Origin of the sequence: Sphingomonas aerolata, assembly GCF_023935825.1 — a bacterium.
Lineage (GTDB): Bacteria > Pseudomonadota > Alphaproteobacteria > Sphingomonadales > Sphingomonadaceae > Sphingomonas > Sphingomonas aerolata.
Map to the genome: position 1 here is coordinate 2,312,536 of NZ_CP098762.1, position 23,560 is coordinate 2,336,095.

Here is a 23,560-nt window from a genome sequence, read left to right on the forward strand (position 1 = left end):
CGACATGACGATTCTACGCAAGTTTGACTCTTCGACCGCCGCAGCTGACGCGATCGAAACGCTGAACCAGACCCTCCCAGGCCGCGGTTTGATGGGTGATGCTCCAGTTGGGCAGCGGACCCCGGTGAACCTTTCGCCGACGATCGCAGACGTGACGATGACGGCATTCGCACCCCTGACCGGCCTGCCTGGCGCGACCATCTATGTTGACGGGACCGAGACCTATCAGCAGATGTACGGCGCGGGCGCGTCGCTCACGGAAAGCTCCTGCTATGTCCTTCAGACGAACTGCACGCCGGCTCAGCGCAAGGCGAACCTGACGACGGCATTCGGGACAGACGGCTTTTCGACGTGCCGTATCTGCATCGGCGCCTCGGACTTCACGCACCGCGGTCAGACCGGCTATTACACCTATTGCGACGATTGGGACGGCGTCGACGTTACCATGCCGACGTTCACGATCCAGAAGGATCGCGAGTTCATCATTCCGACGCTTCGAGAAGCGCTGGCGATCAACCCGAAGATCAAGTTCATCGCGTCTCCATGGACGCCACCTGCTATTATGAAGACGACCAATTCACTGATCGGTCGGCCGGATGGCGTGACAAGTTATTTCATCGGCAACACCACCAATTACACGGCGTATGCAAATTACTTCGTCAAGTTTCTCAAGGCATACGCTGAGCTCGGCATTCCCATTTGGGCGATCACGACACAGAACGAAGCTGGGTACACCCCACCGACTTACCCTGGTTGTATTTGGACCGGCGCGCAGATGGCAGCGTTCGTCAACATCCTCAAGCCGGCTATGAGCGCTGCTGGGTTCGGGCATGTTCGGGTTCTCGTCGGCGATCACAACTGGCATAATCTCTCGGGCTACACGGGCGCCAACGGGGGGCATCTGGTCCGTGATGTTTTCGCCGAAGTGATGGCTGGCGATCTGGTCGATGGCGCTGCTGTTCATGGATACAGCACCACCGGCAAGAATGAGTTCGAGCTGGTTCGGACGTGGAGCCGTAACGCCAAGGAGACCCACTTCACTGAAATGTGCCTGGTCGGCTCGCTTTCGAACAAGGTGTCTCTCCAGCAGCACCTCGCGAATGCCATCATCGGCGGGATCCGCGCAGGCCAGAATTCGGTAACGTTCTGGAACCTGTTCCTTCGCCCGCTGTCTGGTGGGCGCTATCAGCCCTTCGCGCCGTCCTATGCTCAGGTCGCGCCTTGCGCGACGATCTCGACCGACGGCAACGGCACGATGGTCAAACGGCCGGAATACATGGCCTTGGTGCATCTGCTCAAGGTCATGAAGCCCGGCGCTCGGCGCTGCTACAGCACGACGATCGGCGTAGGCGAGGCGAGCCTCGAAGTGCAAAATGTGGCGTTCGCAAACCGCGACGGCACCACCGGCGTCCTACTGTATAACAACGCCGATACCACCAAGTCGGTATCCCTGATCGATGGTCCGTCCGGCCTAGTGTCGTACCTGACGCTCGCGTCCGGTGATATCGTCTCGGTCAATTACACCGCGCCGAAGGGCGTCCCGGCGACCGGCACTGTGTCGGCGCCTGGTCCGGTTACGGGCCTGAGCGCATCGTCGGTCAGCAACACCAACACCTTGGCATGGACTGCGCCAGCGGCACCTGATGCTGGCGGACTCGGCGGCTTCCTCATCAAACGCGGGGCAGCTGCTGGGGCGGCCACGCTGGTTGTCGGTGCTGCTGCAGCTGGAGAGACCAGCTTCGCCGACATCGATGTCGTTGCGGGCACCACCTATTTTTATCAAGTGTTCGCTCTCAGCGCGGGCGGTCTTTCCGCATCGAGCCCTGAGGCTTCGGTCACGACCGTTGGCGCGACGACTGCGGTTCCTGGCGCACCCACCATCGCCGTGACACCCGGCAATGCGCAGAACGTCGTCGTTCTATCGTCTGCACCGGCAGACAACGGTTCGGCTATCACCAGCTACAACCTGTATCGGTCGACCACGCCTGGCGGCCAGGGGACCACGCCACTCGTTACCGGAGTCACATTCCCTTACACCGATACGGGCCTGACGAACGGCACGCCGTATTATTACACAGCGTCGGCCGTGAACGGCGTTGGTCAGGGTCCGAAAGGTGTCGAGCAGTCGGGCACGCCAACCGTCGCCAGCGCGAACGTCAAGCCGGGGCCGGGGTTGCTTATCTCCGACGATACCGGTGGAAATGCGCAGACTGCAAAGGGCGCCTTCCCAGGTAGCGGCTGGTCGAACACCAGCTACACGTACACGCCAGCGACTTCGGCATCGAGCAATCGGAATGCGGTTATCGGCCCTGATGGAGTAACGCAGGACGCAAGCACGCAGACGTTCACGAACACTGGCACGACTAGCGGCTATGCCAGCGTCGAGTGCGGGACACCCACGGCCGTGGGCTCTGGTACTCTGACAGGGTCCATTTGGTTGCGCGGTAAGGTAGGCGGGGAGCTTCTTGAACTCACGCTGATGGCTGATCCCCATACCAACATCCTCAAGCAGAACATCACGCTGACTACATCGTGGGCAAAGTACACGATCGTACAACCTTCTCCTACCGCTGCGAACAAAGCCGTTCTTGGCGTCGGATACCGGCCCAACACTTTCAACGGCTCTATGTCGTTCGATAGTGCTTGGCCGAACCTCACGAAGTAAGGGGCATATGACCATGATCCGACATCTTCTCGCCTTCTGTGCTCTGCTCGCTACTCCGGTCGCGGCGCAGACCGAACACATAGTCACGGGCGCAAGTCCGCCCGCACGGATCACGGTCTGCGCGGGTGACACGCTGGTCCTGAGGAAGCCGATCGGCCGCGAGCTGTTACCTGACGGCTCGCGCGCGCCGGGCTGGCTTGGTTGGAACGACCGGAGCCGGTTGGGTTCTGCCGGAAACTGGTTCGAAACAGTCGGGGCCACGAAGCTTCGTCTTGTCGGCATCCTCCATGGCAAGGGTTGGGTCTATGTCCCGGTGGACGCGCGACCTTGCGCGGCACCGGTGGCGCCTGCGACGGCTGTGGGCCCCGCAGCACCCGCAAACCATACCGCGCACGTCGAGCCGCTGTTCGGCGCGAACCTCTCGGGCGCCGAGGCCAGCGGCGGCGACACGATCCGGCCGTCGCTCGAAGACTGGAAGGGGTATATCGAGCGGCACGGTTTCAAGCTGATCCGCTACCCATTCAAGGATGATCGGATGACGTCGGCGCGCATCGCCGAACTCAAGGCCAATGTCGCCTATGCACGCAGCAAGGGCGTGCCGGTGATTCTCGACAACCACACCTATCGATGGGATGCGCCAGCCAAGGCGATCGCATTCTGGACCGGCTTCGCACGCAACTTCCCCGACGACGGATCGGTGATCCTCGACTTGGTCAACGAGCCGCGCGGCTTCGACGACCCGGTATTGACGAACGACTGGATGCAGTGGGCTCGCGATTCAAAGATCATCATTGCCGGCCTCCGCGCCAACGGGATCAAACATCCGATCGCTCTCGAATGGCCGCAGTGGTCGGCGACTTTCCGCTTCGACAAGAAGGAAGGGGCGTGGAAGGCATGCGAGAGCGCCGGCTGCGCGCTCGATCGTGATACCAGCGGCCCGCTCGATCCGCTCAACCGCACGTACCTCAATGGCCACCGCTATTTCGACAAGGGATCGAGCGGCACCAGCAAGGATTGCGACGTCAAGACCAGCGGGTTCGTCGAGTTCGCCGAGCAGCTGCGCCGGCGCGGCCTGAAAGCCTACATCACCGAAAGTGCCTTCGCCTCGCACTACGGAATAAAGCCCTCGTGCGCGGCAGTCGGTACCGAGGCTCTCGCGGCGCTGCGCGCGAACAGCGACGTCCTGCTCGGCGTCACCTGGTGGGGTGGCGGCCGCGTCTGGCCCGAGAGCTACATCTTCAAGATCGACCCGCCCAAGGCCGCTCGCTTCACCGCGCCGACCTCGAGCTATGTCGAGCAGCTGACGGGGCGCTAACCGTCCAGCATGAAAGGAGGTGATGCCCATGACCGGGTGCACCGAGTTTCGCCAGTCCGGCCCCTGCCTGATCGCATGGCAGGGACCAACTCCCGTCGCGCAGATCGCGTGGGATGCCGCTGAGAGCGGCTGGTACATCAACTTCTTATCTGTCGAGCAACCCCAGTTGCTCGCGCCGCTTCTGTCGAAATTCCGGAAGCTATGGCGCCGCAGCGGCAAGCCGACCCTCTCGTTTCACGCATCCCCCGATAATCAAGTCATCGGGAGGCTTATAGGGATCCTCGGAGCTGAGTGCTTCGCGGGCCTCTATACCATTGTCGACTTGGACCATCACAGTAGGAAGAAGCGCCATGAGCAAGACCGAGAACGCACGCTCTAAGAAGCTCTCTCCCAAGGGTAAAACCGAGTACGGCCGCGATCGTGCGAAGGATGCTGACGCCAATAGCGGCACGTTCAACGCCACCCTGGCGAAGCTGCACGCGGGCTATTACGACGCGATGTGACTGAGGCGCCCGGTTCGAAAGGGCCGGGCGTTTCCCCTCTGGGACTTCAGGTCCCCGCCTACGCCGAAAGGGTGGCGGGCCTGCAACCAGAATAGCACCTACACCTCCCGGCCATCATGCTAGTGATTTTCATCGTTACACAGTCAACATGCTGCAATTAAACTAAAAAAGGTTGTGTTAACCTTAAACTGAAAAACTAGCGACTGCCGCTGCACGGCTATATCTCTTTGGCGGCAGATCGTCCCAAGTCAGGAAATTGTAAAAATACTTCACTCGACACGGGTTTATGCCTGAGGCAGGCATTCTGCCATGATTGGCAGACACATACCCGCCCTTGATGGAATTCGCGGCTGCGCAGCAGTCCTGGTTGTCCTATCCCATCTCGCACGGGTTGGTTTGACCGATACGACTCCACAGTTTTCAGGACCCGCTGGGGTTCTCTTATTCTTCGTTCTCAGTGGCTTTCTGATGGGCCATCTTTACCTTTGGAAACCAATGGATAGGCCTGCGATCGTGCGATACCTCATCGCCCGTATCGCGCGCGTTGTGCCGATCTACTATATCGTCGTCATAGCAGCATTTTTCATCTCCCAGGTCTCGGGCCCCGATTTCATTTACTACATGTCGGCAATGGCGACCTTTAAGCAATTGTTATTCGTCGGTAGCTCGCATGTCTTTTGGTCTATCCCGCCAGAGTTTCAGTTCTACTTTGTCTTCGTGGGAATATGGGGGCTAGTCGCGAGCGGCAAAGCAGTGAAATACCTGCCCGCCGTGCTGTTCGTTTCCGCTCTGATATTTTTGGCCCGGCCAGTGTTTCCAGGCATAACGGTTTTTAGCCATTTGCATATTTTCCTGACTGGGATTGCTGTCGCACTTATTAGGCGGCGCATGATCGAAGGGGCCGTGAGTCAGGCTGTGGTGTCCTTCGTTCAAATCGCGTCGACATTGGCCGTGGTTTTCCTGCTACTATCGCCAGTGAATTTTCGTGAGATGCTTTCGGAAAGCTGGCAGCACGACGGCGCGGTTTACGGGCATATTCCTATTGCGCTGGTAGTAGGATGTTCGATCTTGTCGTTTTCTATCGACACCGCATTTGCACGTTTCGTTTTCGGCAACTGGGCAGTTCGACAACTCGGGGCGATTAGCTTTTCGCTATACCTGCTGCATGAGCCCGTTATGGACACTGCTCGCCGGGTTGCTGACGCTGCGGGCATATCGTGGCCGGGACAAATGGTCATCGCCTTCGCGAGCGCCTTGGCGGCCGCAGTGATCTCCTATCGTTTCCTAGAGATGCCGCTCCAAAATATCATCCGAGGCGCCGCGACGAAATTTCTAGCACGCAAAATGCCCGCACCTGTCGCGGTGATGTGACTTCGGCCTAGCCGACCCGCGGATACGCATATACGGCGCGCAAACATCACGCCCGCCAGATGACGCAATTATTTAGTCGACGCGGCGTGGCGCGCTGACCTGTTCGAGCTGATCCGCGCACCGTCCGACCCCGGCTGGCTGCTGCTGACCAAGCGGATCGGGGATGCCGCAGCTATGCTGGAAGCCGCGCGCGCTGCCCGCGAACGTCGCAGCATTTAGTCGGCCCTAATAATCCCGCAACGCCTCGTCCCCTGGGGGGTAGCGCTTTTCAGTCGGCTTCAGTGATCGAATTGCCGTCCGTTCGGACTCCGGTAAAGCTGCCGAGGCCCGCCTGTTTCTGCCGCCAATCGCACCGTTTTACCCGAAGCCCCGCATTATCGTCGGAATGGCCTTTCCATCCGCCAAGTTCACCAAGCTTTACACTCATCACAGAGCAGTTCGCCCGCATTCTTGGCATTACCGCATCGGCATTGATGTGACAGCGTGGCGGTTCGACTATTCAACATCGCTCTGCTGAGCCACCTTGCGGGCCAAAAATACACCCTCACTAGTAATGGCCAGATCGGCACGACGCCCTCGCTCCATCAAACTTCGCGTGCCTTTACAGACATTTGGCATGTGTGACGAGTGATGCAGGTTGCGCGAATAATTTCTTAGTGCCTCATCCCCGGGAAGGTGGCGCTCTTCGGTCAGGTTCATTGATCGGATCATCGTCGACCCTGCCGCGCCCCGCGATGCAGCCGCCGAGGCCTCACGGTCTTCGGTCGCTTGCCGCACTCCCCGGACCGAACGTTGTCGGCACCTGCGGGGCGCAAACGCACGAAGGATTCTACTGTAGATCGTTCACCCTGCCTCTTGAGGACACCGGATCGTCGTACTGACGTCAATACACTACTAGCAATTAGTATTAATGAACTATTAACCTTTTAACGTCGGTTACGCCGAGATGGTCGGCGTTTTCTATCAGCCTAGAAGGGGACCGAAAATGCGTTATTGGATCGTCGACAAGCCGATTAAGTGATCAGGGCGCCCGATTCGAAAGAGCCGGGCGTTTCACCGAAGCCGCAGCGACTTGTCTGCGGGCAGGTAGAGCGCTTCGGTCGGTTCAACGACTGGATGATTAAGGCGCCGGTTGCGAACTAGTGCGGTTGTGCTGCTTGCAGGCTTCCCGACACTAACCCGCGCATGACGTTACGATGTAGTAGGCATTGGTTTGGTTTCGCGACACCCTCGCCCCCTAGAATGAAATTGTAACTAGTCGCGATCAGTATTTCTGCCATCATTCTCGCATGATGATTCTGTACGGCGTACTCGCGGTCGTTTGGGGCCTCCCAATCGCTATTATCCTGGCAACCTCAGTTGGCTATGGTGTCTCTACTCGGTTCGCCCGGTTTATGCGGATACACCTTGGGCTCTGACGCCACCGATTAGAGGCGGTCGCATTCATCGCTGCGGCGACGCCCGTTCGATCATCAGGTAAAGCCTGGGGCTGGACCTTCGCCTGCCTGTACGGCCATCGCGATGATGTGTTGGATAACTGGCTCCGGAATGGCGTTGGCCACGTCAAGCCCGAATTGATCGCGATAAGACCAAGCTACCCAGCCCGAGTACGTAGCGAGCCCCGGTATATCGATTGAGAGAAACCGTCCGACAGTGACCCCGTATTCTGAGCGAATCTTGAAGCCCAGGGTAGACACGTTTTGAATGATTGCCGAATGCTTATCTCCGAGAGACGTTATGAGTACGGCCGGATGACTCATGGCCGTTCGGTTTGAGCACCGCCGATCAAGCGGATTGTTGCCGGCATTAGCCATCGAGCGGCGATAGGTGTTCATGGGGCTATCGTCCGTCAGGGTCGCTAAGATCTGGTTATGTCTGGATTTAACCCCGTCCCGTGGCGCATTGCAAAGGCCCACCGCCCCTTGCAAGTTCTCGTTATGACACACTTGTCACAGCAGCATTTTATGAACGATTATTCCGCGGGTCGGGTTGACGCATCCGCCCGTGTTAATCGTGTCGACAGCGGCAGCAACACGCGCCCAATCGCCGATCTCGGCTTCGGGGCCCACGATCTGCAGCAAGGTATCGACCATCGGCTCTGATACAAATAGCCTACGTGCCTCGACGATCGTCATCGCCTTAAGCCAAACTTCTCGAGTGCTCGTCATAGCCCGAGCTTACGCCGCCTAATCTCGATCGTCAGCGTGTCCGCTATCGGATCGCCGTCATTCCTATCGGTTTGCTCGTCTGCCTCTAGCGAACTACGATCATCGCGGAACTTAGTGACATCGGAATGCACTGACGGTGTGGTCATATCCTAGAACTATGCGCGATTGCCCAATCCGAGCAAGGTATCACGCCCCGCAAAGACACCTTCTGAATAACGTCCAGAGCGGCAGTAGAGCGTCCAGCCGTCGTGACGAAATTTAAGCAGCGTCTCCATGACAGGGCTTTAGAATGACGCTTCGAGGCCTTCATCGAGGCCTGAAATTACCCATAGGACATGGTGTCGTTTTGAGGCACATTTACTGCATTCATAGGTCGTTAGTACGTGCTAGGTACAACGAGACGCGAAATTAAGACGTCGAATTTAGGTGCGCGTGGTCTTGCACGCATTCTGTTGGGACAGTTTTTTGCAGACCTTTGGTGCCCCACTTTCGCCGATGCTCGAGAAGTTTGCTTTAAACACAGCCTTGGCAGAGGATGATTGTGCGGCCATAGTGGCGCTTCCCCTTTCGTTACATTTCTACAATCCGGGCAAACATATAATAAAGAACGACGCCACGTCTACGGAATTTCAGGTTCTTGTCTCAGGGTTTGCTATTGCATATAAAGTTACGGGTGATGGATTTCGCCAGATTGTCGGCTTTCGACTACCGGGTGACATAATTAACATTCAGCATATGCAATTTCCGTATAATGATTGCAGCGTGCAGGCGACAGCGTACTGTATGGTAGCCGCGGTAGACGAGACGCTAATCCGCAACTTGACCTGCAAGCGCCCGATCATTTTGAATGCGATAATGGCAAGCGCTCTGATCGAGGCCTCGATTTCTCGCGAGTGGATCGTGAATATCGGACGCCGTAATGCCCGAGCGCGGATAGCGCATCTGTTCTGCGAGCTTGCGAGTAGGCTTGATCCATGCCGGCTAGCAGAAGATCAGCCATTTAGGTTGCCTTTGACGCAGCAACAGATTGGCGATGCTGTCGGATTGACAGCGGTTCACGTCAACAGAACGATCAAGGGTCTGATAAAGGACGGCCTTCTCGAGCAAGACCGCCACCTAATTTCGTTTCCTGCCTGGGACCAGCTCAAAAGCGTAGCAGGCTTTAACCGTCGCTACCTCCAACTCGATCAGAAGGCCGCTGCACTCGGACATTCCCAATGACGGATCGAGCGACCGGCGCTGAACGGAAAATACCCGCCGACATGGGCGCGCGCATAGCTCGACGGAAAGCAGCTAGATTTGATAGTTTTCCATTGAAGGCTCGCCGCAGCGCGGAAAAAACGCTGTTAGAAAGCGTAATGCGAAAGTCTGCACGCTTAAGCCCTATGTCCGCTCTCGCATGGATCGCGCCAATTTGGGCGGGGCTTTTTGTCCTCGATGCTGTGACGGGCCCGCTCTACTCGTTGAACTCAGCTTACCTTGTTCCACTATGTCTAACGACTTGGTGCTTCGGACGGATCGCTGGCCTCATAGCCGGCACCTCGGCAATTGTCACAACGCTACATTTAAATGGCTTCGCCGATCAACTGTCAGCTAGGGCAACCTCTATTACTGCCGCAGCGGCTGTTTGGAATGCCTCGATGCTTGTCCTTGGAGTGATCTTTATAATCCTCCTCGTGAGTGCATTCCGTCGAGCGTTCGACCACGAGAGCAGGAACGCGTTGATGGACCCACTCACGGGGCTGGGCAACCGAAGGTCCTTTCAACGTGAGGGCAAGCGACAAGAGTCTTCGGCTGCTCGAGATCGCAGGATCCTATTGTGTGGCGTGATAGACTTGGATGGATTTAAGGCGGTGAACGACCAGTATGGACATGCCGCAGGCGATGAGGTGCTGCGTATCGTCGCCCATGCGCTCAGCGCGTCCGTTCGGCCTTACGATATCACTGCACGCCTTGGAGGTGATGAATTTGCGTTTTGCTTAACAGTTCGAGACGAGGCCGCGGGTGAGCGAAAGTCTAGCAGCATCCATCAGGCGTTGATAGCTGCGCTGGAAACCTCACAGTGGCGTGCAACGTGTAGCTTGGGCGCTGCCACAGGAAGCGACTTTGAGCAGGCCATTCGAATTGCCGATAAGATCATGTACGAAGCAAAGTCGATCAAGAAGTCTACGGCCTCCTAGTGACAATCAACACGAATATGATGAACTAATAATAAGCATTTTCGTCGCAGCGAAATTGAAAGCGGGGCTTTACAAAAGTCTGCTTCAGAGGCTCAACGCCTATTGTGGTTGACCCGTTCTAGTATCTCGCAACGCACACCTTCGCACCATATACAACCAGTGCAACAGCTGAAGCGCGAGCCTAAAACAATCAGTTCATACGGTGCACTTTTCAAGTGCGATTACAATCAGTCAGGCTTAAGTTGCAGCCCAGCTTCCTTCATCGCCACCTGCCCGAGGGCCACAGCGCTCGCGTCTATAAGCGAATCCGCGAGTTTGATGGCCGCTGCGGGGGAAAGGGTCAGCGTGATTCCTGCTCCTTCAAGCCGAACGCAGCTTTTCCAGGGCGTCGCGGTAAAGCACTCAGTATCCAGTACGACGACCATCCATCTCCTATCGTCAAGCCGCAGGTGCCTGAATGGTCTAACGTATCATATTATAGATTGATTATGCGATTTATCTTAAGGGCATAGCGACGTTGTCTGGATCTCAGCAGCATCCGATGCATAGGCCTGGTGGTCCAAGCCTCCGAGCCACGCTCAGTGAGACAGCTAACGGTCGCGTAGACACACCAGCGGTCCGCTCCGCCCTGCGCTGCCTCTGGCATCACTGCCCCGAGCGCTGGTCCGTCGTGGTGTTTGGGAGGGCACGCAGCAGGATATCTAAATCGGTCGGAGGCAAAGTGTGACGGCCTTATTCAACGACATTATGCGGCAGCTGCGTCGATCGGGCGCATATACCGAAGCCAGCAACGCGCGGGCAGCATCCGCAGCAAGAATTTGCAGTTAATCGACTTTAACCGCATGAAGTTGCAATTACTAAACAGTTCTAATGCATAAATCCCCTTGTCGAAAGACGAGCACTTTTAACTTTGGGGGTTCAAATGCGCTACTGGCCAATCGGCAAGCCCATTCGCGGGTAATATTATCATCATCTTGAGAATAACCATTGTCATCATTGACACATTCCGCAGGGTGTAAACAAGTCCGTGACTCGGACAATGGTGAACCTTACAACGACTGAGTTAAAATGCCCGGCTTTCCCAGCCGGGCATTTTTTGCGTTCGCGACCACGTCATATTCTTTACCGGCATCTTATCGGTGCAAGCCCGATGAGCAAGGCCAAGGGGTTCCCCTGCCTGTTACATAGCAGTGTACGCAGTCTTAGACAGACCGCCTACCATATAACGAATTAAAGGCGTTCGTTACGCCACACTACTGCAACGGCCCTTCGTTGATCGCATCGACAGCTGCGGCGACGCGCGCCCAATCGTAGTGGTCTGGATCATCACCCATTATATCGAGCAGCATAGCAACGACGGGCGCGGATTCTCGCGGGCCATGTGTCTCGATGACCGCCCACGCCTTCAGCCACACTTCTCGATCACTCATCATCGAGCAAGGCTATGCGTCAGCGGCCGAGCCGGGCAAACTATCTGCACAGCGCAATAAGCTTCTTTAAGGGTCCAGCCTTCCGACGAGTGCTCCAACAGCAATCACGGCCGCAATGAGCGCCCAACCCTCCCACGTTCGCGGCGTCCATCCTATGCCAACAACCTTCGGCTGAAACCATGTCCTAGGATCGTTCATTTTAACTCCGTTACCGTCGAGTCGTCGGTAGACTTGGATAGGATAGACCTTACGACACGCCGGGCAAAACGTTACATCACCGCTATGAACGACCTGACCACCTCCATTGTCGGCATCTACTTCTCAGACGAGGACGAGAGCAAGAGCACCTGCCTGTGGAGTGCAAACGGTGTTCGCCTAGGGCAGCGGTCGGGTTGCACCTGGAGCCGACCAACTCGCACAACGAGCACAACGTTGCCATCTTCAGCGAGCGCGGCATTCAGATGGGCTATGCCAGCGCTGAAAGTGCGCCGCTGATCGGCAAGCGGATGAAGGAAGGCAAAGTGATCGCAGTCTTTCATGCAATGCACGTAAGTGGCGTCGACATCAGGATCCGGTTCGGAGGCGGGGTGCCTACCCTGCCCGACCCGGTCCCCGATGTTCCGAAACGTCCGCCTCCCCGGCAGGCGCGGCCGGCACAGAGACCGGTCTACGATCCCCACGTGTTCTATCCTGATGAGGAAGGGCCGGAATGGGCAGCGTGATCAGGAAGCCGATGGGACCGTTCGAACCTACGGATTTAGATCCCGTGCTGTCAGACGAGATGCGGCTCGTTTTCATCGATGTGATCATGCGGTGGGCATCGGTAGACGGTGCTGTATCCCGACTGTTCGCATCGTTCCACGGGCTAGACGACATCACGCATGCCGACGACATTAGCGCGCACCCGACGAGCGCGAAGCTGCTAGCAATAAAGCGACAGGCTGCTCTATCGAACAAGCCTCTGGCCGCGGGCATCGGCAAGCTGAAAAAGCAGTATGAACACTTTGCTGGGGTCAGAAACCAGATCGCGCATTGCCACTGCGCCGGAGTAATGCGCTCGGATCCTGCCCGGGCGGTCTTCCTCCAATATGCATCCCGAGGTTCAGGTGGGCTGCTCGTCAATGCAATCCACCTCGACGATTTCCGAGAGACGATCCGGTTCGGCCAATACCTTCGGGACGAAGTCGAACGGATCGACGGGATCATGCGCGCAGCCGGGGCGCCCCTCACTGGGCCGATCGACCCCGCGGCTTGAGATCATGCCTCCCGCCCCGACCATCTGGTCGCGTAGGGTCCAGCGGCTATGCAACGTCGATTAAACAAAATTGGTTTGCCATACCGGGGCAGTCGCTTTATCCCATTCCTGGCCTGCTGATAGCATCCTGTCAGCATCGGCACCCCTCTTCCCTGGGCGGCTTAGGCTGCCCTTTTTTTATGCGCGAGCTAGATGTGCACGTGTTCTAGCCCAACGACGAAAGGCCTGAGTGAGGCGCCTCACCGATCGCTGTCCGCTGCTGGTGACGGGCCAAGGTGCATCCGACGAGCAGTTGCTGAGATCGCTGACGCAGCTTCAATGTGGAGCGTGACAGAAAGGCCCATTGATCAGCACCATTTGCCAAGACGCTCAAACCGAGGGACCGCATGTATCGAGGTTCATGGCGGTAAGATCTGTCATTGCGCGGTGGCCTCGGTGATCTCGTCGACGGCAGCGGCGACCTGGAGCCATTCGCTCCATTTGGGCTCCTCGTCGAGACTGTTCACGATGGCGCGGATTGCCGAGCCCGCCTCTCGCGTCCCGTAGGTCTCGACGATCGCCATCGCCTTGAGCCAGACTTCTCGGTCAGTGATCATCCACGAAAGCTATGCGGGGCCGACCGATTTATGCAAATTATCCTTATGGGCGAATTAACCACGTCCATTGTCGGCATCGACTTCCCGAACGAGGACAAGAGCAAGAGCAACCGGCGTATGGAGTGCATGCTCTGCGCGCCTGGCGACGCGGTCGATCTGCGCCTCGAGCCGACTAACCCATTCGACAATAACGCGGTCGCCATCTTCAGCGAGCGCGACGCTCAGCTGGGCTATGTCAGCGCGGAGCGGGCGCCGCTGATCGGTAAGCGGATGAAGGAAGGCGAGACGATCGCCGTTTTTCAGGCGATGCACGGAAGCGGCGCTTACATCCGAATACGGTTCGGAGGCGGTGTCCCTACCCTGCCCGACCCGATCCCCGATGTGCCGAAGCGCCCGCCTCCTCGCCAGGCGCGGCCAGCGCAGCGACCGGTCTACGATCCCCACGCGTTCTATCCGGATGAAGATGGTCCCGAATGGGGAGCCTAAACCGGACTGCTACTTGCCTACCGCTTGCGCCCGCTTGGCAGAAACAGAGACCACGTCAATCTGAAGTAAACCACTAGTTCGATGGTCGCTATCACCCAAAAAGTTCTCTTCGTCGCTATCACGCATGCCGCACGTTTCGGGCCTTCCGGACAGTCGCCCATCGTGAAGATGGATAGCACGATAAGGCCGCCAAATACGAACCCGACGCTCCAAATGATTAAAACGACGATCTTCAACGGGTTCACTGAACACTCCATCCCCGGCTACCCAGCTCGCGCACCTATGCGCCGTTCAACACGCAAAGTCTCGCGGATGCTATCCTGATGAGGAAGGCCCCGAGTGGGGCACTTAGGGCTCATACCCTTCTAAAAACGGGCTGCCCCGACCTGCGACAGGACTAAATCCTGTGAGGTAAGTTCGCGTCCAGTTTAGCAGTTCCAAGCCGTTCAGGTCGTCAGAATCGTTTCTTATCTCGGCATAGGCAAGTCCGAGCCGTTCACGAAAGTCCGCTTCAGTGCCTGGCATGTGCTTTTCCAGCACCTGAACGAGCACCGTAACCATCACCGCCGTCGCGTTCTTTGTCGTCTTCAGACTCTCGTCGGTCACCATTGTCATTCTCCTTGTTCGGAGAGACTATGTGCCGCGACCGGATCGGTCCAGAGGCGCACCGAGCGGTTTGAATCTCCCCTGTGCCGACCATCTGGTCGAGGTAGGTCCAGCGCTTCCGGCCGCTCATCGTGACGAGGACTGCGGCCGATCTCCGCGGGGACTTGATATCGCATGCCGTGGAGCAATCTGCTGGCTGGGCACCTTGGCCGGCCAATGCACGATGCCATCACCATGAGGCTTGCATCCGAGGGCTTGGAATAGGTCAGCACCGTCTGTGCGGCGGGGTGCTACGGACAGCATATCCTGCTGGATGACTGCGCAACGGGCAATATTTGCCTGTATATCCTTATCAGCGGCGGCGCCTTCATATATTACTAGCCCGCCAACGGCGATGGTCAGTATAGTCGCGATTGCCGTTGCAAGTTCGCCCTTGCCGTCGTCCGCTAAAGCGACAGAATGCCCGGCAATTATTGCGAGCCCGGCACCAAGGCCTATCGTTGCAAGGTGGACAGGGTTTGCAAGCGCCATTTCCCCCTGGGCAAAGAAGCCGACGACAACGGCCGCGAGTCCAAAGCCCCAAAAGTGCAAGATCCAACGATCATGTTTATCTTTTAGGTTCATGCGGATAAGTTATCCCGTACCGATCCGAGTGTCCATGCACTGCCCGGCCTCGGATCAGCCACAGGCGTTCTCTAGATTGCCCTGTGCGCGGGCAAAGTCGAGCAATGCTTGGCCTTCGGCGGTAGGAACCCAGACCATGTCACCGTCGCTGGCCTCGATGCCGAAGTCGTTGGCTGGGTCGTACAGCCGCTCTTTTGTCAGGCCGATCTTTTTGCACGTAGCCTGCAAGTCGCAGCCGTCCCAGTCGTAGCCCTCCTGCATGTGTTCGATTGCGGCGGCAAAGAGCCGGGCGGCCGCGATCATAGTTTCATCGGTCATGCTCTCGCGCTCCTGTATCGGGGATTGAGGGTGTCGATGATCATGCGCGCTCCCGCGCGGCGGCTTCGCGGCGCTTGCGCTCTTGGTCGACGATGTAATCGGCGGCATGTTCGTCATCGGGGTGAATGAAGCACCCGTCGTAATCGGGCGCTCGCCGGTGGCGGACGCCCGTGCCTTTGAAGGTGAACGCAGAGTCCGATCGCCACTGCCAGCGTGCGCCGCCGATCGTCCGATACAGGGCGGCGCCTTGCTTAAGCTTCGTCATGCGGCGGCCTTCCGGATGAATCGCTGATGCACCGCCATCGCACTGACGATCGCGACCGATCCGGCGAGGGCATAGACGAGGGACTCGGCAGCGCCGGCGTCCGGGCCGGTGATCCGCCGCCAGACCGCCGCCTGCGAGATCCCGATGAAGAACGACGTCCCGGCGGCCCATCCATAATTGCCGTGGTTGACGTTCCTGCTCTGGAACCCGAGGGCGAAGACCTGGACGAAGCTGACCAGCGCGAGGATGACGAGCGTCATGCGGCCCCCGTCATGCAGCCGCAGCCGCTTTCGCCGGGCAGATAGTCGAACAGCAGATCGGGGCGACGGCGCATCCGACGCGCGAACTGGTCGAGCGTCATTGGCTTCTTTTCCTTGTTCCGCCGGTCCGTCAGGATCGAAACGTCCGCGCCAAGATATGCCCGCACCTTGCGCTCCATCATGGCGTCGTAGGCGAACCGCAGGGGCTGCTTCGTGTGGCGGTTCTGCCAGTGGGCCTGACCACCCTTGACGCACATGCCCCCGCAATTGTCGTGCAGGTAGCCGAGACCGTAGTTGCGCGCCGGCGCGACGCCCAGCTGCTCGACGGGCGCATAGAAGAGGCTCGGATGCTCGGTCGGGTCACCGATCAGCGGCGCGCAATAGTTCCACCCCTCGGCCGCCATCCGCGGCCCCACGCCGCCGCCCTCGCCATCGTCGAAGCGATGCGATTCCCAGTCGCCGATTCAGATCGCGAACGTGTCGACCTCCGCGTCGCAATTCTCTGCCCGCCACTGCGCGAAGAACTTTCGCTTCAGCATCTCCGAGCAGGGATCGATCCGGCTGTTTCCCAGGTAGCGGCGGTCGCGGAACACCTCCCAAGGGTCGCGCCCCTCAACCAGCCAGATCAGTTCGGGTATATCCGCCATCGCGCGCTCGCGGATATCCGCAAGCCAGGCACGCCAATCCGGATTGCCGCAATACTCTTCGATCGGCGTGCTCGCTGCGGCCCGGTAGTCCGGTGCAGCCTCGGCATCGATCGTCCAATCAAGCTTGCGGCCTAAGACGTTGGCTGCACTCTCGATCAGGAACCGGTACGTGTCCGCGTCTTCGTAAAGCGTATCCGTGAAGACGAGGCGATAATCGGCGTCCGGGTGCTGGGCGCGATCGACCTTTGCGGCGCGGAACGAACCCTGCCCGCCGCTATAGAGCGTGTAGCGCGTCATGCTGCGCAGGCCGCCGAAATAATTGGAATGACGCTCAGACGGTTTTCCATTTCACACCCTTTCTCTCGGTGGAAACAGCGGTAGTTTTCTGGTATTCTCACGTCGGAAGCGCAGAATTCTGCCGTGTCGGGTTAATTGACAATTAACCAACTCCGACCCTGCGCAAACGGCGCAATTGCGCGCTTGGCACGAGCGTTGCTAGGTTGCCGGAATGTGGAAACGTTTCTGCCGCCTGTTCGTGATCAAGACCAAGTTCGAGGCGTATCTCGTCATCTACGGGCTCGGTCTCGGGGCGGTCGAACGTGGCAGCCATTATCTGGAGCAGTATCCGGGTTATGGCGGCTGGCTGCTCGCGGCGGCCTGTTCGACCGCGGTATTCATGGCGGGCGGGAGGCTGATCGACTCGGTCGACCAGTCGCGCGACTGATCGCGCTATTGCGGCCAACAGTATAAGTTCGTCGCACACCGCGTCGGCGGGCCTATCTGGGAACGCAATGACCGGGCTCACACATCTGCAACGCCTCGAAGCCGAGAGCATCCACATCCTGCGCGAAGTCGTCGCCGAGGCCGAGCGCCCGGTGATGCTTTATTCGGTCGGCAAGGATTCCGCCGTGATGCTGCATCTGGCGAAGAAGGCGTTCTTCCCCGCGCGCCCGCCCTTCCCGCTGCTGCATGTCGACACGACGTGGAAATTCCGCGCGATGTACGACCTACGCGATCGTGCTGCAGCGGAAGCCGGGATGGAACTGATCGTCCACACCAATCCCGAGGCGAAAGCGCTCGGGATCAATCCGTTCGACCATGGCAGCCGCCACACCGACATGTGGAAGACTGACGGACTGAAGCAGGCGCTGACCGCGGGCGGCTATGATGCGGCGTTTGGCGGCGCGCGGCGCGACGAGGAGAAGAGCCGCGCCAAGGAGCGCATCTTCAGCTTCCGCTCGGCAAGCCATGGATGGGATCCGAAAGCACAGCGCCCCGAACTCTGGCGTCTGTACAATACGCGGATCGCGAAGGGCGAGAGCATCCGCGTCTTCCCGCTGTCCAACTGGACCGAACTCGACATCTGGCAATATATCCTGGCCGAAGGGATCGAGATCGTCCCGCTCTACTTCGCCGCACCGCGGCCGACCGTCGAGCGCGATGGCATGCTGCTGATGGTCGATGACGAACGGTTCCGCTTTCGCGACGGCGAAGTCGCGGTCGATCGGTCGATCCGCTTCCGGACGCTCGGCTGCTACCCGCTGACCGGCGCGGTCGAAAGCGGGGCCGCGACGCTACCCGACGTCATCCAAGAGATGCTGCTGACGACGACCAGCGAGCGTCAGGGCCGCGCGATCGATCACGATCAGGCGGCGAGCATGGAGAAGAAGAAGCGCGAGGGGTATTTCTGATGTCCGCCTATACGCCCGAGGCGCTGATCGCGTCGGATATCGACGCCTATCTCGATACGCATGCGAACAAGTCGATGCTGCGCTTCATCACCTGCGGCTCGGTCGATGACGGCAAGTCGACGCTGATCGGCCGGCTGCTCTATGATTCCAAGACGATCTTCGAGGACCAGCTCGCAGCGCTCGAGGCGGACAGCCGCCGGGTCGGCACGCAGGGGCAGAATATCGACTTCGCGCTGCTGGTCGACGGTCTTGCCGCGGAGCGCGAACAGGGCATCACGATCGACGTCGCCTATCGCTTTTTCTCGACCGAAAAGCGCAAGTTCATCGTCGCGGACACGCCGGGGCACGAGCAATATACGCGCAACATGGTCACCGGCGCGTCGACTGCAGACCTGGCCGTCATCCTGATCGATGCGCGCAAGGGCGTGCTGACCCAGACCCGCCGTCACAGCTATCTGGCGCACCTTGTCGGCATCCGCGAGATCGTGCTCGCGGTGAACAAGATGGATCTGGTCGGCCATGACGAGGCGCGGTTCGACGCGATCGTCGCGGACTATCGCGCCTTTGCCGCGTCGATCGGTATCGACCGCTTCACCGCGATCCCGCTGTCGGGGCTGACCGGCGAGAATGTCGCGACCCAAGCGGCGACGATGCCCTGGTACACCGGTCTGCCGCTGCTCGCGCATCTCGAGACCGTGCCGATCGACGTCGACGCGCGCCAGGCGCAGCCGTTCCGGCTGCCCGTGCAATGGGTGAATCGCCCCGATCTCGATTTCCGCGGCTTTGCCGGCATGGTCGCCAGTGGCACCGTGCGCCCCGGCGACAGCGTCCGCGTCGTCCCGTCGGGAAAGACGACGACCGTCGCGCGGATCGTCGCGCTCGGCGGTGACCTGACCGAGGCGGTCGCCGGCCAGTCCGTGACGATTGTGCTCGCCGACGAGGTCGATTGCTCGCGCGGCGACGTGATCGCCGCCGCCGATGCGCCGCCCGAGGCCGCCGACCAGTTCCTCGCGACCATCGTCTGGATGTCCGACACGCCGCTGGTACCGGGCCGCAACTATCAGCTGAAGCTCGGCACGCAGGTCGTCGGGGCGACGGTCCAGCCGCCGCGTCACGTCGTCGACGTTAACACGCAGGCCGAATTGTCCGCCTCGACGCTCGCGCTCAACGATATCGGGGTCGCGGAGGTCTATGCTGATCGCGCGATCGTGTTCGAGCCTTATGCCGACGGTGCCGATCTCGGCGGGTTCATCCTGATCGACCGCGCGACCAACGCGACCGTCGCGGCGGGAATGATCGGATCGGCGCTCCGCCGTGCGCAGAACGTCCACTGGCAATCGATCGACGTCACGCGCGAGGCGCATGCCGCGCAAAAGGGTCAGTCGCCCAGGATTCTCTGGTTCACCGGCCTGTCGGGCTCGGGCAAGTCGACGATCGCGAACCTGGTCGAGAAGAAGCTGTTCGCGCTCGGCCGGCACAGCTTCCTGCTCGACGGCGACAATATCCGTCACGGGCTCAACCGCGACCTCGACTTTACCGAGGCCGGCCGGATCGAGAATATCCGCCGGATCGGCGAGGTCGCACGGCTGATGGCGGATGCCGGGCTGATCGTGCTGACCGCGTTTATCTCGCCGTTCCGCGCGGAGCGGGACATGGTGCGTTCGATGGTCGCTCCGGGCGAGTTCGTCGAGATCTTCGTCGACACGCCGCTCGCCTCTGCCGAGGCGCGCGACGTCAAGGGACTCTACGCCAAGGCACGCGCGGGCGAGATCGCCGACTTTACCGGTATATCGAGCCCGTATGAGGCGCCGCAGCGTCCCGATATCCGGATCGATACGACCCGCGAGAGCCCGGAGGCCGCGGCCGAGCGCATCGTCGAACATGTCATCGGCGTCTGGAGCTACGACCTGTGACGACCGACCTGACCGATGCGGGACTTGCGCGCTCGGTGGCACTAGAGGCAGGCGCGCTCCTGCAGGAGATCCGGGCGCGAGGGACGATCGCGGGGGCGGCGATGGGGGCTGCGGGCGACCGCGAGGCCAATATGCTGATCATCGACCGGCTGCGCGCCGAGCGTCCGGATGATTTCATCCTGTCCGAAGAATCGCTCGACGATCGCAGCCGCTGTGCGGCGCGGCGCGTCTGGATCGTCGACCCGCTCGACGGCACACGCGAATATGCCGAGGGCCTTGATGACTGGGCGGTGCATATCGGCCTCGCGATCGATGGCGTCCCGCGCGTCGGAGCGGTTGCCGTGCCTGCGCGCGGAGCGGTCTTCGCGACCGACGATCCGGCACGGCCCTGGGCACCCGCAGGCGAACCGCTGCGGATCGTCGTCAGCCGCTCGCGTGCGCCGGACATCGCGCGTCGCGTCGGTGTCGCTATGGGGGCGACGCTGGTACCGATGGGATCGGCGGGTGCCAAGGCGATGGCTGTCGTCGATGGCCGGGCCGACGCCTATCTGCATGACGGCGGCCAATATGAGTGGGACAATTGCGCCCCGGCTGCGGTTGCGATCGCCGCGGGACTGCATGCGTCGCGGATCGACGGCAGCCCGCTGGTCTACAACTGCGTCGATCCGCTGCTCCCCGATCTCCTGATCTGCCGTCCCGAGCTGGCCGAGTCGATCCTCGCGGCCCTGACCGCAGCGCGCGACTAGTCGGCCTTGGACCTCACGTGGAGATAGCGGCTCGAAAAGTCCGCGACCTCGCGCAATGCGGTCCAGCTGGGAATGCTGATCCATCGCCTGGTGCGGACGATCAGCCCTTCGCTTTCGAGCAGCTTCATCGTCCGGTTGACATGGACCGCGGTCAGCCCGAGCGCATCACCGATCTGTTCCTGTGACATCGGCAGCTCATAGCCCCTGACCCCGTCGAGACCCTGCGCGTCGAGCCGCGCTGCGACTTCACACAGGAAATGCGCCAGCCGGGTCCGGGCGTCGCGCCGCCCGACGTTCAGCGCCCATTCGCGGAAGATTGATCCCTCGACCAGCGTGTTGACGAACAGCGCATGCCCGATTGCCGGATGCGACAGGGCTAAGCTCTGCAGCGCCGCGCGCGGGATGATCGCCACCTCGGCGCGCGTCAGCGTCTGGACGTTGTGATCCGCGAGGTCGAGAAACAGATGCTGGAGATCGAGCGGCTCGCCGGGAATGTGCAGCGACACGATCTGCCGCAGCCCGTCGCCGGTGACCTTCTGGCGAAACGCATAGCCCGAAACCAGCACCGAGCAATGCTGGAGACTGTCGCCCTCGCGGACGAGATAGGCCGACGCGTCGAAGGTGCGGACTTGGTGCGGCAGGGCCTGGATCGCCTCGCGATCACGTCGGTCAAGCGTCGCATGGGTCTCAAGCTTCCGGATCATCAGCGCGAGGGGCGATGTTGCAGTCTTTGCGGGGGTCGGGGACGATGGAGCGATGGCCAACGCAGTTCTCCAGTCGGTGTGACGGGAGCGCGCGCATCTCTCTGTCGTCGGCGGTCAGGAACGGACCAACGATGGTAGCGCTATAGCAGGCTGGCGCGCCACGACCAGCACTGTCAATCGGGGGTTAGTGAGAGAGCCTGGCGCTCAGCGCGGATGCAGGCGGGCCAGCGCAACCCCGGCGAGGTTGTGGGACCGGCCGACATGACGGATCTTCACGGTCTCGAACGTCGCGGCGAGCGTCTGAAAGGCGTCGCGGTGCGCGCGAAGCTCAGCCGATCGACAGCGCGCGGTGCCGCGCGCCTGCCCCACCACCAGCGCGGAGTCGCCGCGCAGATCGACCGAGACCGCGCCAAGATCGCGCGCAACTCGCAGCGCATGGATCGCCGCCAGCCATTCCGCATCACTGTTGGTGCCGTGACCGCAATCGTCCAGGATATGGGTCACGCCGCGAACGACGACTCCGATCTCGATGCGCCCAGGGTTCGGACGACATCCGCCGTCGAAGAACAGCTTAAGCGGAACGCTGGACATCGTCGTCACCATCCGGGGACGTCCGACCCGCCCAGGCGAGCGCGCCGCCGACGACCAGCAGGATCATGCCTGCCTTGCCGGACCCTCGACGCAGCGCACCGAGCCCGCCGACCGCGAGCAGAACCGACGGCATCGGCGCACGCGCGGCCCGCGATGCGGCCGCGGTCTGCGCGGTACGCACGCCACGGCGCGGTTCTGCTATCTCGGGTGTGTCTGATGGAGGGGGGGCCGTCACCGTCGCATCGGCGACGGCGGCACCGCGCGCACCGGCCGGACGTTCGGGCCCGGTGGTCGTATCGCGGGTGGTGCGATGCTCGAGTTCGGCGTTGAGCTCGGCCCCGAGGAGGAAGACATAGGCGGACAGCCACAGCCAGGTCAGCAGCACGACCACCGCGCTCAGCGAGCCATAGGTCGCGCCGTAATTCCCGAAATTTGCGACGTAGAAACCGAAGCCGACCGTCGCGGCGAGCCAGATCAGCGTCGCTGCAAGCGACCCCGGGGTCAGCCACGCCCATTTGGCATGCGCGCGGTTCGGCCCGTACCGGTACAGGCACGCCGCTGCTGTGACGGCGAGCATTGCCAGTACCGCATAGCTGGTAAGCCGCAGCAGCGTCAGGACGAAATCTGGCGCCCCCGGTATCATGCTGTCGAGCAATGCGAAGGCCGCGGTCGACAGCGCGGCGGTTAGCGCCAGAACCACCGCGCCCGCGGTGATCGAGAATGCGAGGATGTACAGCGCGAAGAACCCGCGGGTCTCGCGTTCCTCATAGGCGATGTTAAGCGCGGTGACGATCGACGATGCCCCCTTCGACGCACCATAGAGCGCAAGCGCGAGCGCGAGGATCAGCCCGAACCCCTTCTTGCCCTCGGACGTCCCGACAACGGTGGCAAGCTGGTCGCCGATAACCTTGGCTGCGTCCGCCGGCAGCACCTGGAACAGACCGCGGATATTGGCGACGACGGTCGCCGTGTCCGCGACCAGCCCGTAGATCAGCACGATCGAGGCGAGCAGCGGCACGATCGCCGCAAAGGCGTAAAAGGCGGTGCCGGCGGCGATCAGCCCGATATTGTCGTCGCTGGCTTCCGCCCAGCTGCGCTTCAGCACCGACCACCAGGTGGCCATCGACATCGACCACGGGCTCGTCGCGTCGACGGGCGCGTCGCCGTTTGCCACTGCATTGCTCACTCAAAGATCCCCTTGGCCGCCCATCGCGCCGTCCCGATCC

The 23,560-nt window shown here is 60.4% G+C and carries 29 protein-coding genes; 14 read left to right on the forward strand and 15 right to left on the reverse strand.

All coding sequences use genetic code 11. The annotated features are described in order from the left end of the window. Window positions 1-4 precede the first annotated feature (4 nt). From NEF64_RS10580 to NEF64_RS10595, 4 genes are all read left to right on the forward strand, one after another. Complete coding sequence (locus NEF64_RS10580; protein ID WP_252573713.1) at window positions 5-2,665, forward strand: glycoside hydrolase family 30 beta sandwich domain-containing protein; 2,661 nt, start codon at window positions 5-7, stop codon at window positions 2,663-2,665. Continuing rightward, window positions 2,640-3,980, forward strand: coding sequence for a cellulase family glycosylhydrolase (locus NEF64_RS10585; RefSeq protein WP_252573715.1), 1,341 nt, complete (start codon window positions 2,640-2,642; stop codon window positions 3,978-3,980). The genes NEF64_RS10580 and NEF64_RS10585 overlap by 26 nt, the downstream gene beginning before the upstream one ends. 350 nt (window positions 3,981-4,330) lie before the next feature. After that, entirely contained in the window at window positions 4,331-4,483 is a 153-nt protein-coding gene (locus NEF64_RS10590; RefSeq protein ID WP_156360421.1) for a hypothetical protein, read from the forward strand. 309 nt (window positions 4,484-4,792) lie between these two features. Next, window positions 4,793-5,854: an acyltransferase family protein gene (locus tag NEF64_RS10595; protein ID WP_082446986.1), complete on the forward strand. Its 1,062-nt coding sequence runs from the start codon at window positions 4,793-4,795 to the stop codon at window positions 5,852-5,854. Window positions 5,855-6,349: 495 nt separating this feature from the next. Here NEF64_RS10595 and NEF64_RS10600 read toward each other — a convergent pair whose 3' ends face one another. The 3 genes from NEF64_RS10600 to NEF64_RS10610 form a co-directional block, all read right to left on the reverse strand. Continuing rightward, window positions 6,350-6,553, reverse strand: a complete 204-nt coding sequence (locus tag NEF64_RS10600) for a hypothetical protein (RefSeq protein WP_156360420.1) — start codon at window positions 6,551-6,553, stop codon at window positions 6,350-6,352. Between the two features lie 773 nt (window positions 6,554-7,326). Beyond that, window positions 7,327-7,689, reverse strand: a complete 363-nt coding sequence (locus NEF64_RS10605; protein WP_252573717.1) for a PilZ domain-containing protein — start codon at window positions 7,687-7,689, stop codon at window positions 7,327-7,329. A gap of 114 nt (window positions 7,690-7,803) precedes the next feature. Beyond that, entirely contained in the window at window positions 7,804-7,989 is a 186-nt protein-coding gene (locus NEF64_RS10610; RefSeq protein ID WP_156360418.1) for a hypothetical protein, read from the reverse strand. A gap of 498 nt (window positions 7,990-8,487) precedes the next feature. Here NEF64_RS10610 and NEF64_RS10615 point away from each other — a divergent pair, with 498 nt between their 5' ends. After that, window positions 8,488-9,243 carry a Crp/Fnr family transcriptional regulator gene (locus NEF64_RS10615; protein ID WP_156360417.1) on the forward strand — a complete coding sequence of 252 codons (756 nt, stop codon included), beginning with the start codon at window positions 8,488-8,490 and terminating at the stop codon, window positions 9,241-9,243. Window positions 9,244-9,746: 503 nt separating this feature from the next. Continuing rightward, a complete protein-coding gene (locus NEF64_RS10620) occupies window positions 9,747-10,202 on the forward strand; it encodes a GGDEF domain-containing protein (RefSeq protein ID WP_192070262.1) in 456 nt (151 codons plus the stop codon). A gap of 227 nt (window positions 10,203-10,429) precedes the next feature. Here NEF64_RS10620 and NEF64_RS10625 read toward each other — a convergent pair whose 3' ends face one another. Both NEF64_RS10625 and NEF64_RS10630 read right to left on the reverse strand, forming a co-directional pair. Next, complete coding sequence (locus NEF64_RS10625) at window positions 10,430-10,627, reverse strand: hypothetical protein (RefSeq protein ID WP_056408097.1); 198 nt, start codon at window positions 10,625-10,627, stop codon at window positions 10,430-10,432. A gap of 828 nt (window positions 10,628-11,455) precedes the next feature. Further along, the gene (locus tag NEF64_RS10630) at window positions 11,456-11,635 is read right to left on the reverse strand and encodes a hypothetical protein (protein WP_156360416.1); all 180 of its coding nucleotides are present in this window, start codon (window positions 11,633-11,635) and stop codon (window positions 11,456-11,458) included. A 389-nt stretch (window positions 11,636-12,024) separates the two neighbouring features. On the opposite strand from NEF64_RS10630, the gene NEF64_RS10635 reads away from it, so the two are divergent. Both NEF64_RS10635 and NEF64_RS10640 read left to right on the forward strand, forming a co-directional pair. Next, window positions 12,025-12,354 carry a hypothetical protein gene (locus NEF64_RS10635; protein WP_056408093.1) on the forward strand — a complete coding sequence of 110 codons (330 nt, stop codon included), beginning with the start codon at window positions 12,025-12,027 and terminating at the stop codon, window positions 12,352-12,354. Beyond that, on the forward strand, window positions 12,342-12,887 hold the full coding sequence (locus NEF64_RS10640) for a hypothetical protein (RefSeq protein WP_056408092.1): 546 nt from the start codon (window positions 12,342-12,344) through the stop codon (window positions 12,885-12,887). Before NEF64_RS10635 ends, NEF64_RS10640 begins: the two co-directional genes overlap by 13 nt. Window positions 12,888-13,303: 416 nt before the next feature. On the opposite strand, the gene NEF64_RS10645 is transcribed toward NEF64_RS10640, so the two are convergent. Next, window positions 13,304-13,483: a hypothetical protein gene (locus NEF64_RS10645; protein WP_056408088.1), complete on the reverse strand. Its 180-nt coding sequence runs from the start codon at window positions 13,481-13,483 to the stop codon at window positions 13,304-13,306. 45 nt (window positions 13,484-13,528) lie between these two features. Here NEF64_RS10645 and NEF64_RS10650 point away from each other — a divergent pair, with 45 nt between their 5' ends. Next, a complete protein-coding gene (locus NEF64_RS10650) occupies window positions 13,529-13,969 on the forward strand; it encodes an HIRAN domain-containing protein (protein ID WP_056408737.1) in 441 nt (146 codons plus the stop codon). A gap of 348 nt (window positions 13,970-14,317) precedes the next feature. Here NEF64_RS10650 and NEF64_RS10655 read toward each other — a convergent pair whose 3' ends face one another. Beyond that, entirely contained in the window at window positions 14,318-14,578 is a 261-nt protein-coding gene (locus NEF64_RS10655; RefSeq protein ID WP_252573719.1) for a hypothetical protein, read from the reverse strand. 456 nt (window positions 14,579-15,034) lie between these two features. Here NEF64_RS10655 and NEF64_RS10660 point away from each other — a divergent pair, with 456 nt between their 5' ends. Further along, window positions 15,035-15,193 (forward strand): hypothetical protein, encoded by a 159-nt coding sequence (locus NEF64_RS10660; protein ID WP_156360414.1) that lies wholly within the window; start codon window positions 15,035-15,037, stop codon window positions 15,191-15,193. A 60-nt stretch (window positions 15,194-15,253) separates the two neighbouring features. On the opposite strand, the gene NEF64_RS10665 is transcribed toward NEF64_RS10660, so the two are convergent. Genes NEF64_RS10665 through NEF64_RS10685 form a run of 5 tightly spaced genes read right to left on the reverse strand, consistent with a single transcriptional unit; the run spans window position 15,254 to window position 16,986 of the window. Then, window positions 15,254-15,517 carry a hypothetical protein gene (locus NEF64_RS10665; RefSeq protein ID WP_056408081.1) on the reverse strand — a complete coding sequence of 88 codons (264 nt, stop codon included), beginning with the start codon at window positions 15,515-15,517 and terminating at the stop codon, window positions 15,254-15,256. A 40-nt stretch (window positions 15,518-15,557) separates the two neighbouring features. Next, a complete protein-coding gene (locus NEF64_RS10670) occupies window positions 15,558-15,782 on the reverse strand; it encodes a hypothetical protein (protein ID WP_056408078.1) in 225 nt (74 codons plus the stop codon). Continuing rightward, window positions 15,779-16,042, reverse strand: coding sequence for a hypothetical protein (locus NEF64_RS10675; RefSeq protein WP_056408075.1), 264 nt, complete (start codon window positions 16,040-16,042; stop codon window positions 15,779-15,781). The genes NEF64_RS10670 and NEF64_RS10675 overlap by 4 nt, the downstream gene beginning before the upstream one ends. Further along, window positions 16,039-16,446: a hypothetical protein gene (locus NEF64_RS10680; protein ID WP_056408073.1), complete on the reverse strand. Its 408-nt coding sequence runs from the start codon at window positions 16,444-16,446 to the stop codon at window positions 16,039-16,041. Before NEF64_RS10680 ends, NEF64_RS10675 begins: the two co-directional genes overlap by 4 nt. 60 nt (window positions 16,447-16,506) lie before the next feature. Then, on the reverse strand, window positions 16,507-16,986 hold the full coding sequence (locus NEF64_RS10685; RefSeq protein ID WP_056408069.1) for a hypothetical protein: 480 nt from the start codon (window positions 16,984-16,986) through the stop codon (window positions 16,507-16,509). Between the two features lie 211 nt (window positions 16,987-17,197). On the opposite strand from NEF64_RS10685, the gene NEF64_RS10690 reads away from it, so the two are divergent. The 4 genes from NEF64_RS10690 to NEF64_RS10705 are packed head-to-tail and all read left to right on the forward strand — an operon-like array spanning window position 17,198 to window position 21,039. Beyond that, on the forward strand, window positions 17,198-17,413 hold the full coding sequence (locus NEF64_RS10690; RefSeq protein ID WP_031441137.1) for a hypothetical protein: 216 nt from the start codon (window positions 17,198-17,200) through the stop codon (window positions 17,411-17,413). A 22-nt stretch (window positions 17,414-17,435) separates the two neighbouring features. Then, complete coding sequence (gene cysD / locus NEF64_RS10695; RefSeq protein ID WP_200912204.1) at window positions 17,436-18,380, forward strand: sulfate adenylyltransferase subunit CysD; 945 nt, start codon at window positions 17,436-17,438, stop codon at window positions 18,378-18,380. Then, window positions 18,380-20,293: a sulfate adenylyltransferase subunit CysN gene (cysN, locus tag NEF64_RS10700; RefSeq protein WP_056408064.1), complete on the forward strand. Its 1,914-nt coding sequence runs from the start codon at window positions 18,380-18,382 to the stop codon at window positions 20,291-20,293. Before cysD ends, cysN begins: the two co-directional genes overlap by 1 nt. Beyond that, window positions 20,290-21,039 (forward strand): 3'(2'),5'-bisphosphate nucleotidase CysQ, encoded by a 750-nt coding sequence (locus NEF64_RS10705; protein WP_056408061.1) that lies wholly within the window; start codon window positions 20,290-20,292, stop codon window positions 21,037-21,039. The genes cysN and NEF64_RS10705 overlap by 4 nt, the downstream gene beginning before the upstream one ends. Here NEF64_RS10705 and NEF64_RS10710 read toward each other — a convergent pair. The 3 genes from NEF64_RS10710 to NEF64_RS10720 form a co-directional block, all read right to left on the reverse strand. Further along, entirely contained in the window at window positions 21,036-21,743 is a 708-nt protein-coding gene (locus NEF64_RS10710) for a Crp/Fnr family transcriptional regulator (RefSeq protein WP_056408059.1), read from the reverse strand. The two genes, NEF64_RS10705 and NEF64_RS10710, sit on opposite strands and share 4 nt — an antisense overlap. A gap of 204 nt (window positions 21,744-21,947) precedes the next feature. Next, on the reverse strand, window positions 21,948-22,346 hold the full coding sequence (locus tag NEF64_RS10715; RefSeq protein ID WP_235516456.1) for a ribonuclease HI family protein: 399 nt from the start codon (window positions 22,344-22,346) through the stop codon (window positions 21,948-21,950). Further along, complete coding sequence (locus NEF64_RS10720; protein ID WP_235516455.1) at window positions 22,315-23,520, reverse strand: YihY/virulence factor BrkB family protein; 1,206 nt, start codon at window positions 23,518-23,520, stop codon at window positions 22,315-22,317. The genes NEF64_RS10715 and NEF64_RS10720 overlap by 32 nt, the downstream gene beginning before the upstream one ends. Window positions 23,521-23,560 lie beyond the last annotated feature (40 nt).

What these genes read in the sequence shown, in the direction of transcription:
- NEF64_RS10580 (WP_252573713.1), top strand. Translation starts at nt 5, where the DNA reads ATGACGATTCTACGCAAGTTTGACTCTTCGACCGCCGCAGCTGACGCG.
- NEF64_RS10590 (WP_156360421.1), top strand. Translation starts at nt 4,331, where the DNA reads ATGAGCAAGACCGAGAACGCACGCTCTAAGAAGCTCTCTCCCAAGGGT.
- NEF64_RS10595 (WP_082446986.1), top strand. Translation starts at nt 4,793, where the DNA reads ATGATTGGCAGACACATACCCGCCCTTGATGGAATTCGCGGCTGCGCA.
- NEF64_RS10600 (WP_156360420.1), bottom strand. Translation starts at nt 6,553, where the DNA reads ATGAACCTGACCGAAGAGCGCCACCTTCCCGGGGATGAGGCACTAAGA.
- NEF64_RS10605 (WP_252573717.1), bottom strand. Translation starts at nt 7,689, where the DNA reads ATGAACACCTATCGCCGCTCGATGGCTAATGCCGGCAACAATCCGCTT.
- NEF64_RS10610 (WP_156360418.1), bottom strand. Translation starts at nt 7,989, where the DNA reads ATGACGATCGTCGAGGCACGTAGGCTATTTGTATCAGAGCCGATGGTC.
- NEF64_RS10620 (WP_192070262.1), top strand. Translation starts at nt 9,747, where the DNA reads ATGGACCCACTCACGGGGCTGGGCAACCGAAGGTCCTTTCAACGTGAG.
- NEF64_RS10625 (WP_056408097.1), bottom strand. Translation starts at nt 10,627, where the DNA reads ATGGTCGTCGTACTGGATACTGAGTGCTTTACCGCGACGCCCTGGAAA.
- NEF64_RS10630 (WP_156360416.1), bottom strand. Translation starts at nt 11,635, where the DNA reads ATGATGAGTGATCGAGAAGTGTGGCTGAAGGCGTGGGCGGTCATCGAG.
- NEF64_RS10640 (WP_056408092.1), top strand. Translation starts at nt 12,342, where the DNA reads ATGGGCAGCGTGATCAGGAAGCCGATGGGACCGTTCGAACCTACGGAT.
- NEF64_RS10645 (WP_056408088.1), bottom strand. Translation starts at nt 13,483, where the DNA reads ATGATCACTGACCGAGAAGTCTGGCTCAAGGCGATGGCGATCGTCGAG.
- NEF64_RS10650 (WP_056408737.1), top strand. Translation starts at nt 13,529, where the DNA reads ATGGGCGAATTAACCACGTCCATTGTCGGCATCGACTTCCCGAACGAG.
- NEF64_RS10655 (WP_252573719.1), bottom strand. Translation starts at nt 14,578, where the DNA reads ATGGTGACCGACGAGAGTCTGAAGACGACAAAGAACGCGACGGCGGTG.
- NEF64_RS10660 (WP_156360414.1), top strand. Translation starts at nt 15,035, where the DNA reads ATGCCCGGCAATTATTGCGAGCCCGGCACCAAGGCCTATCGTTGCAAG.
- NEF64_RS10665 (WP_056408081.1), bottom strand. Translation starts at nt 15,517, where the DNA reads ATGACCGATGAAACTATGATCGCGGCCGCCCGGCTCTTTGCCGCCGCA.
- NEF64_RS10670 (WP_056408078.1), bottom strand. Translation starts at nt 15,782, where the DNA reads ATGACGAAGCTTAAGCAAGGCGCCGCCCTGTATCGGACGATCGGCGGC.
- NEF64_RS10675 (WP_056408075.1), bottom strand. Translation starts at nt 16,042, where the DNA reads ATGACGCTCGTCATCCTCGCGCTGGTCAGCTTCGTCCAGGTCTTCGCC.
- NEF64_RS10680 (WP_056408073.1), bottom strand. Translation starts at nt 16,446, where the DNA reads ATGGCGGCCGAGGGGTGGAACTATTGCGCGCCGCTGATCGGTGACCCG.
- NEF64_RS10685 (WP_056408069.1), bottom strand. Translation starts at nt 16,986, where the DNA reads ATGACGCGCTACACGCTCTATAGCGGCGGGCAGGGTTCGTTCCGCGCC.
- NEF64_RS10690 (WP_031441137.1), top strand. Translation starts at nt 17,198, where the DNA reads ATGTGGAAACGTTTCTGCCGCCTGTTCGTGATCAAGACCAAGTTCGAG.
- cysN (WP_056408064.1), top strand. Translation starts at nt 18,380, where the DNA reads ATGTCCGCCTATACGCCCGAGGCGCTGATCGCGTCGGATATCGACGCC.
- NEF64_RS10710 (WP_056408059.1), bottom strand. Translation starts at nt 21,743, where the DNA reads ATGATCCGGAAGCTTGAGACCCATGCGACGCTTGACCGACGTGATCGC.
- NEF64_RS10715 (WP_235516456.1), bottom strand. Translation starts at nt 22,346, where the DNA reads ATGGTGACGACGATGTCCAGCGTTCCGCTTAAGCTGTTCTTCGACGGC.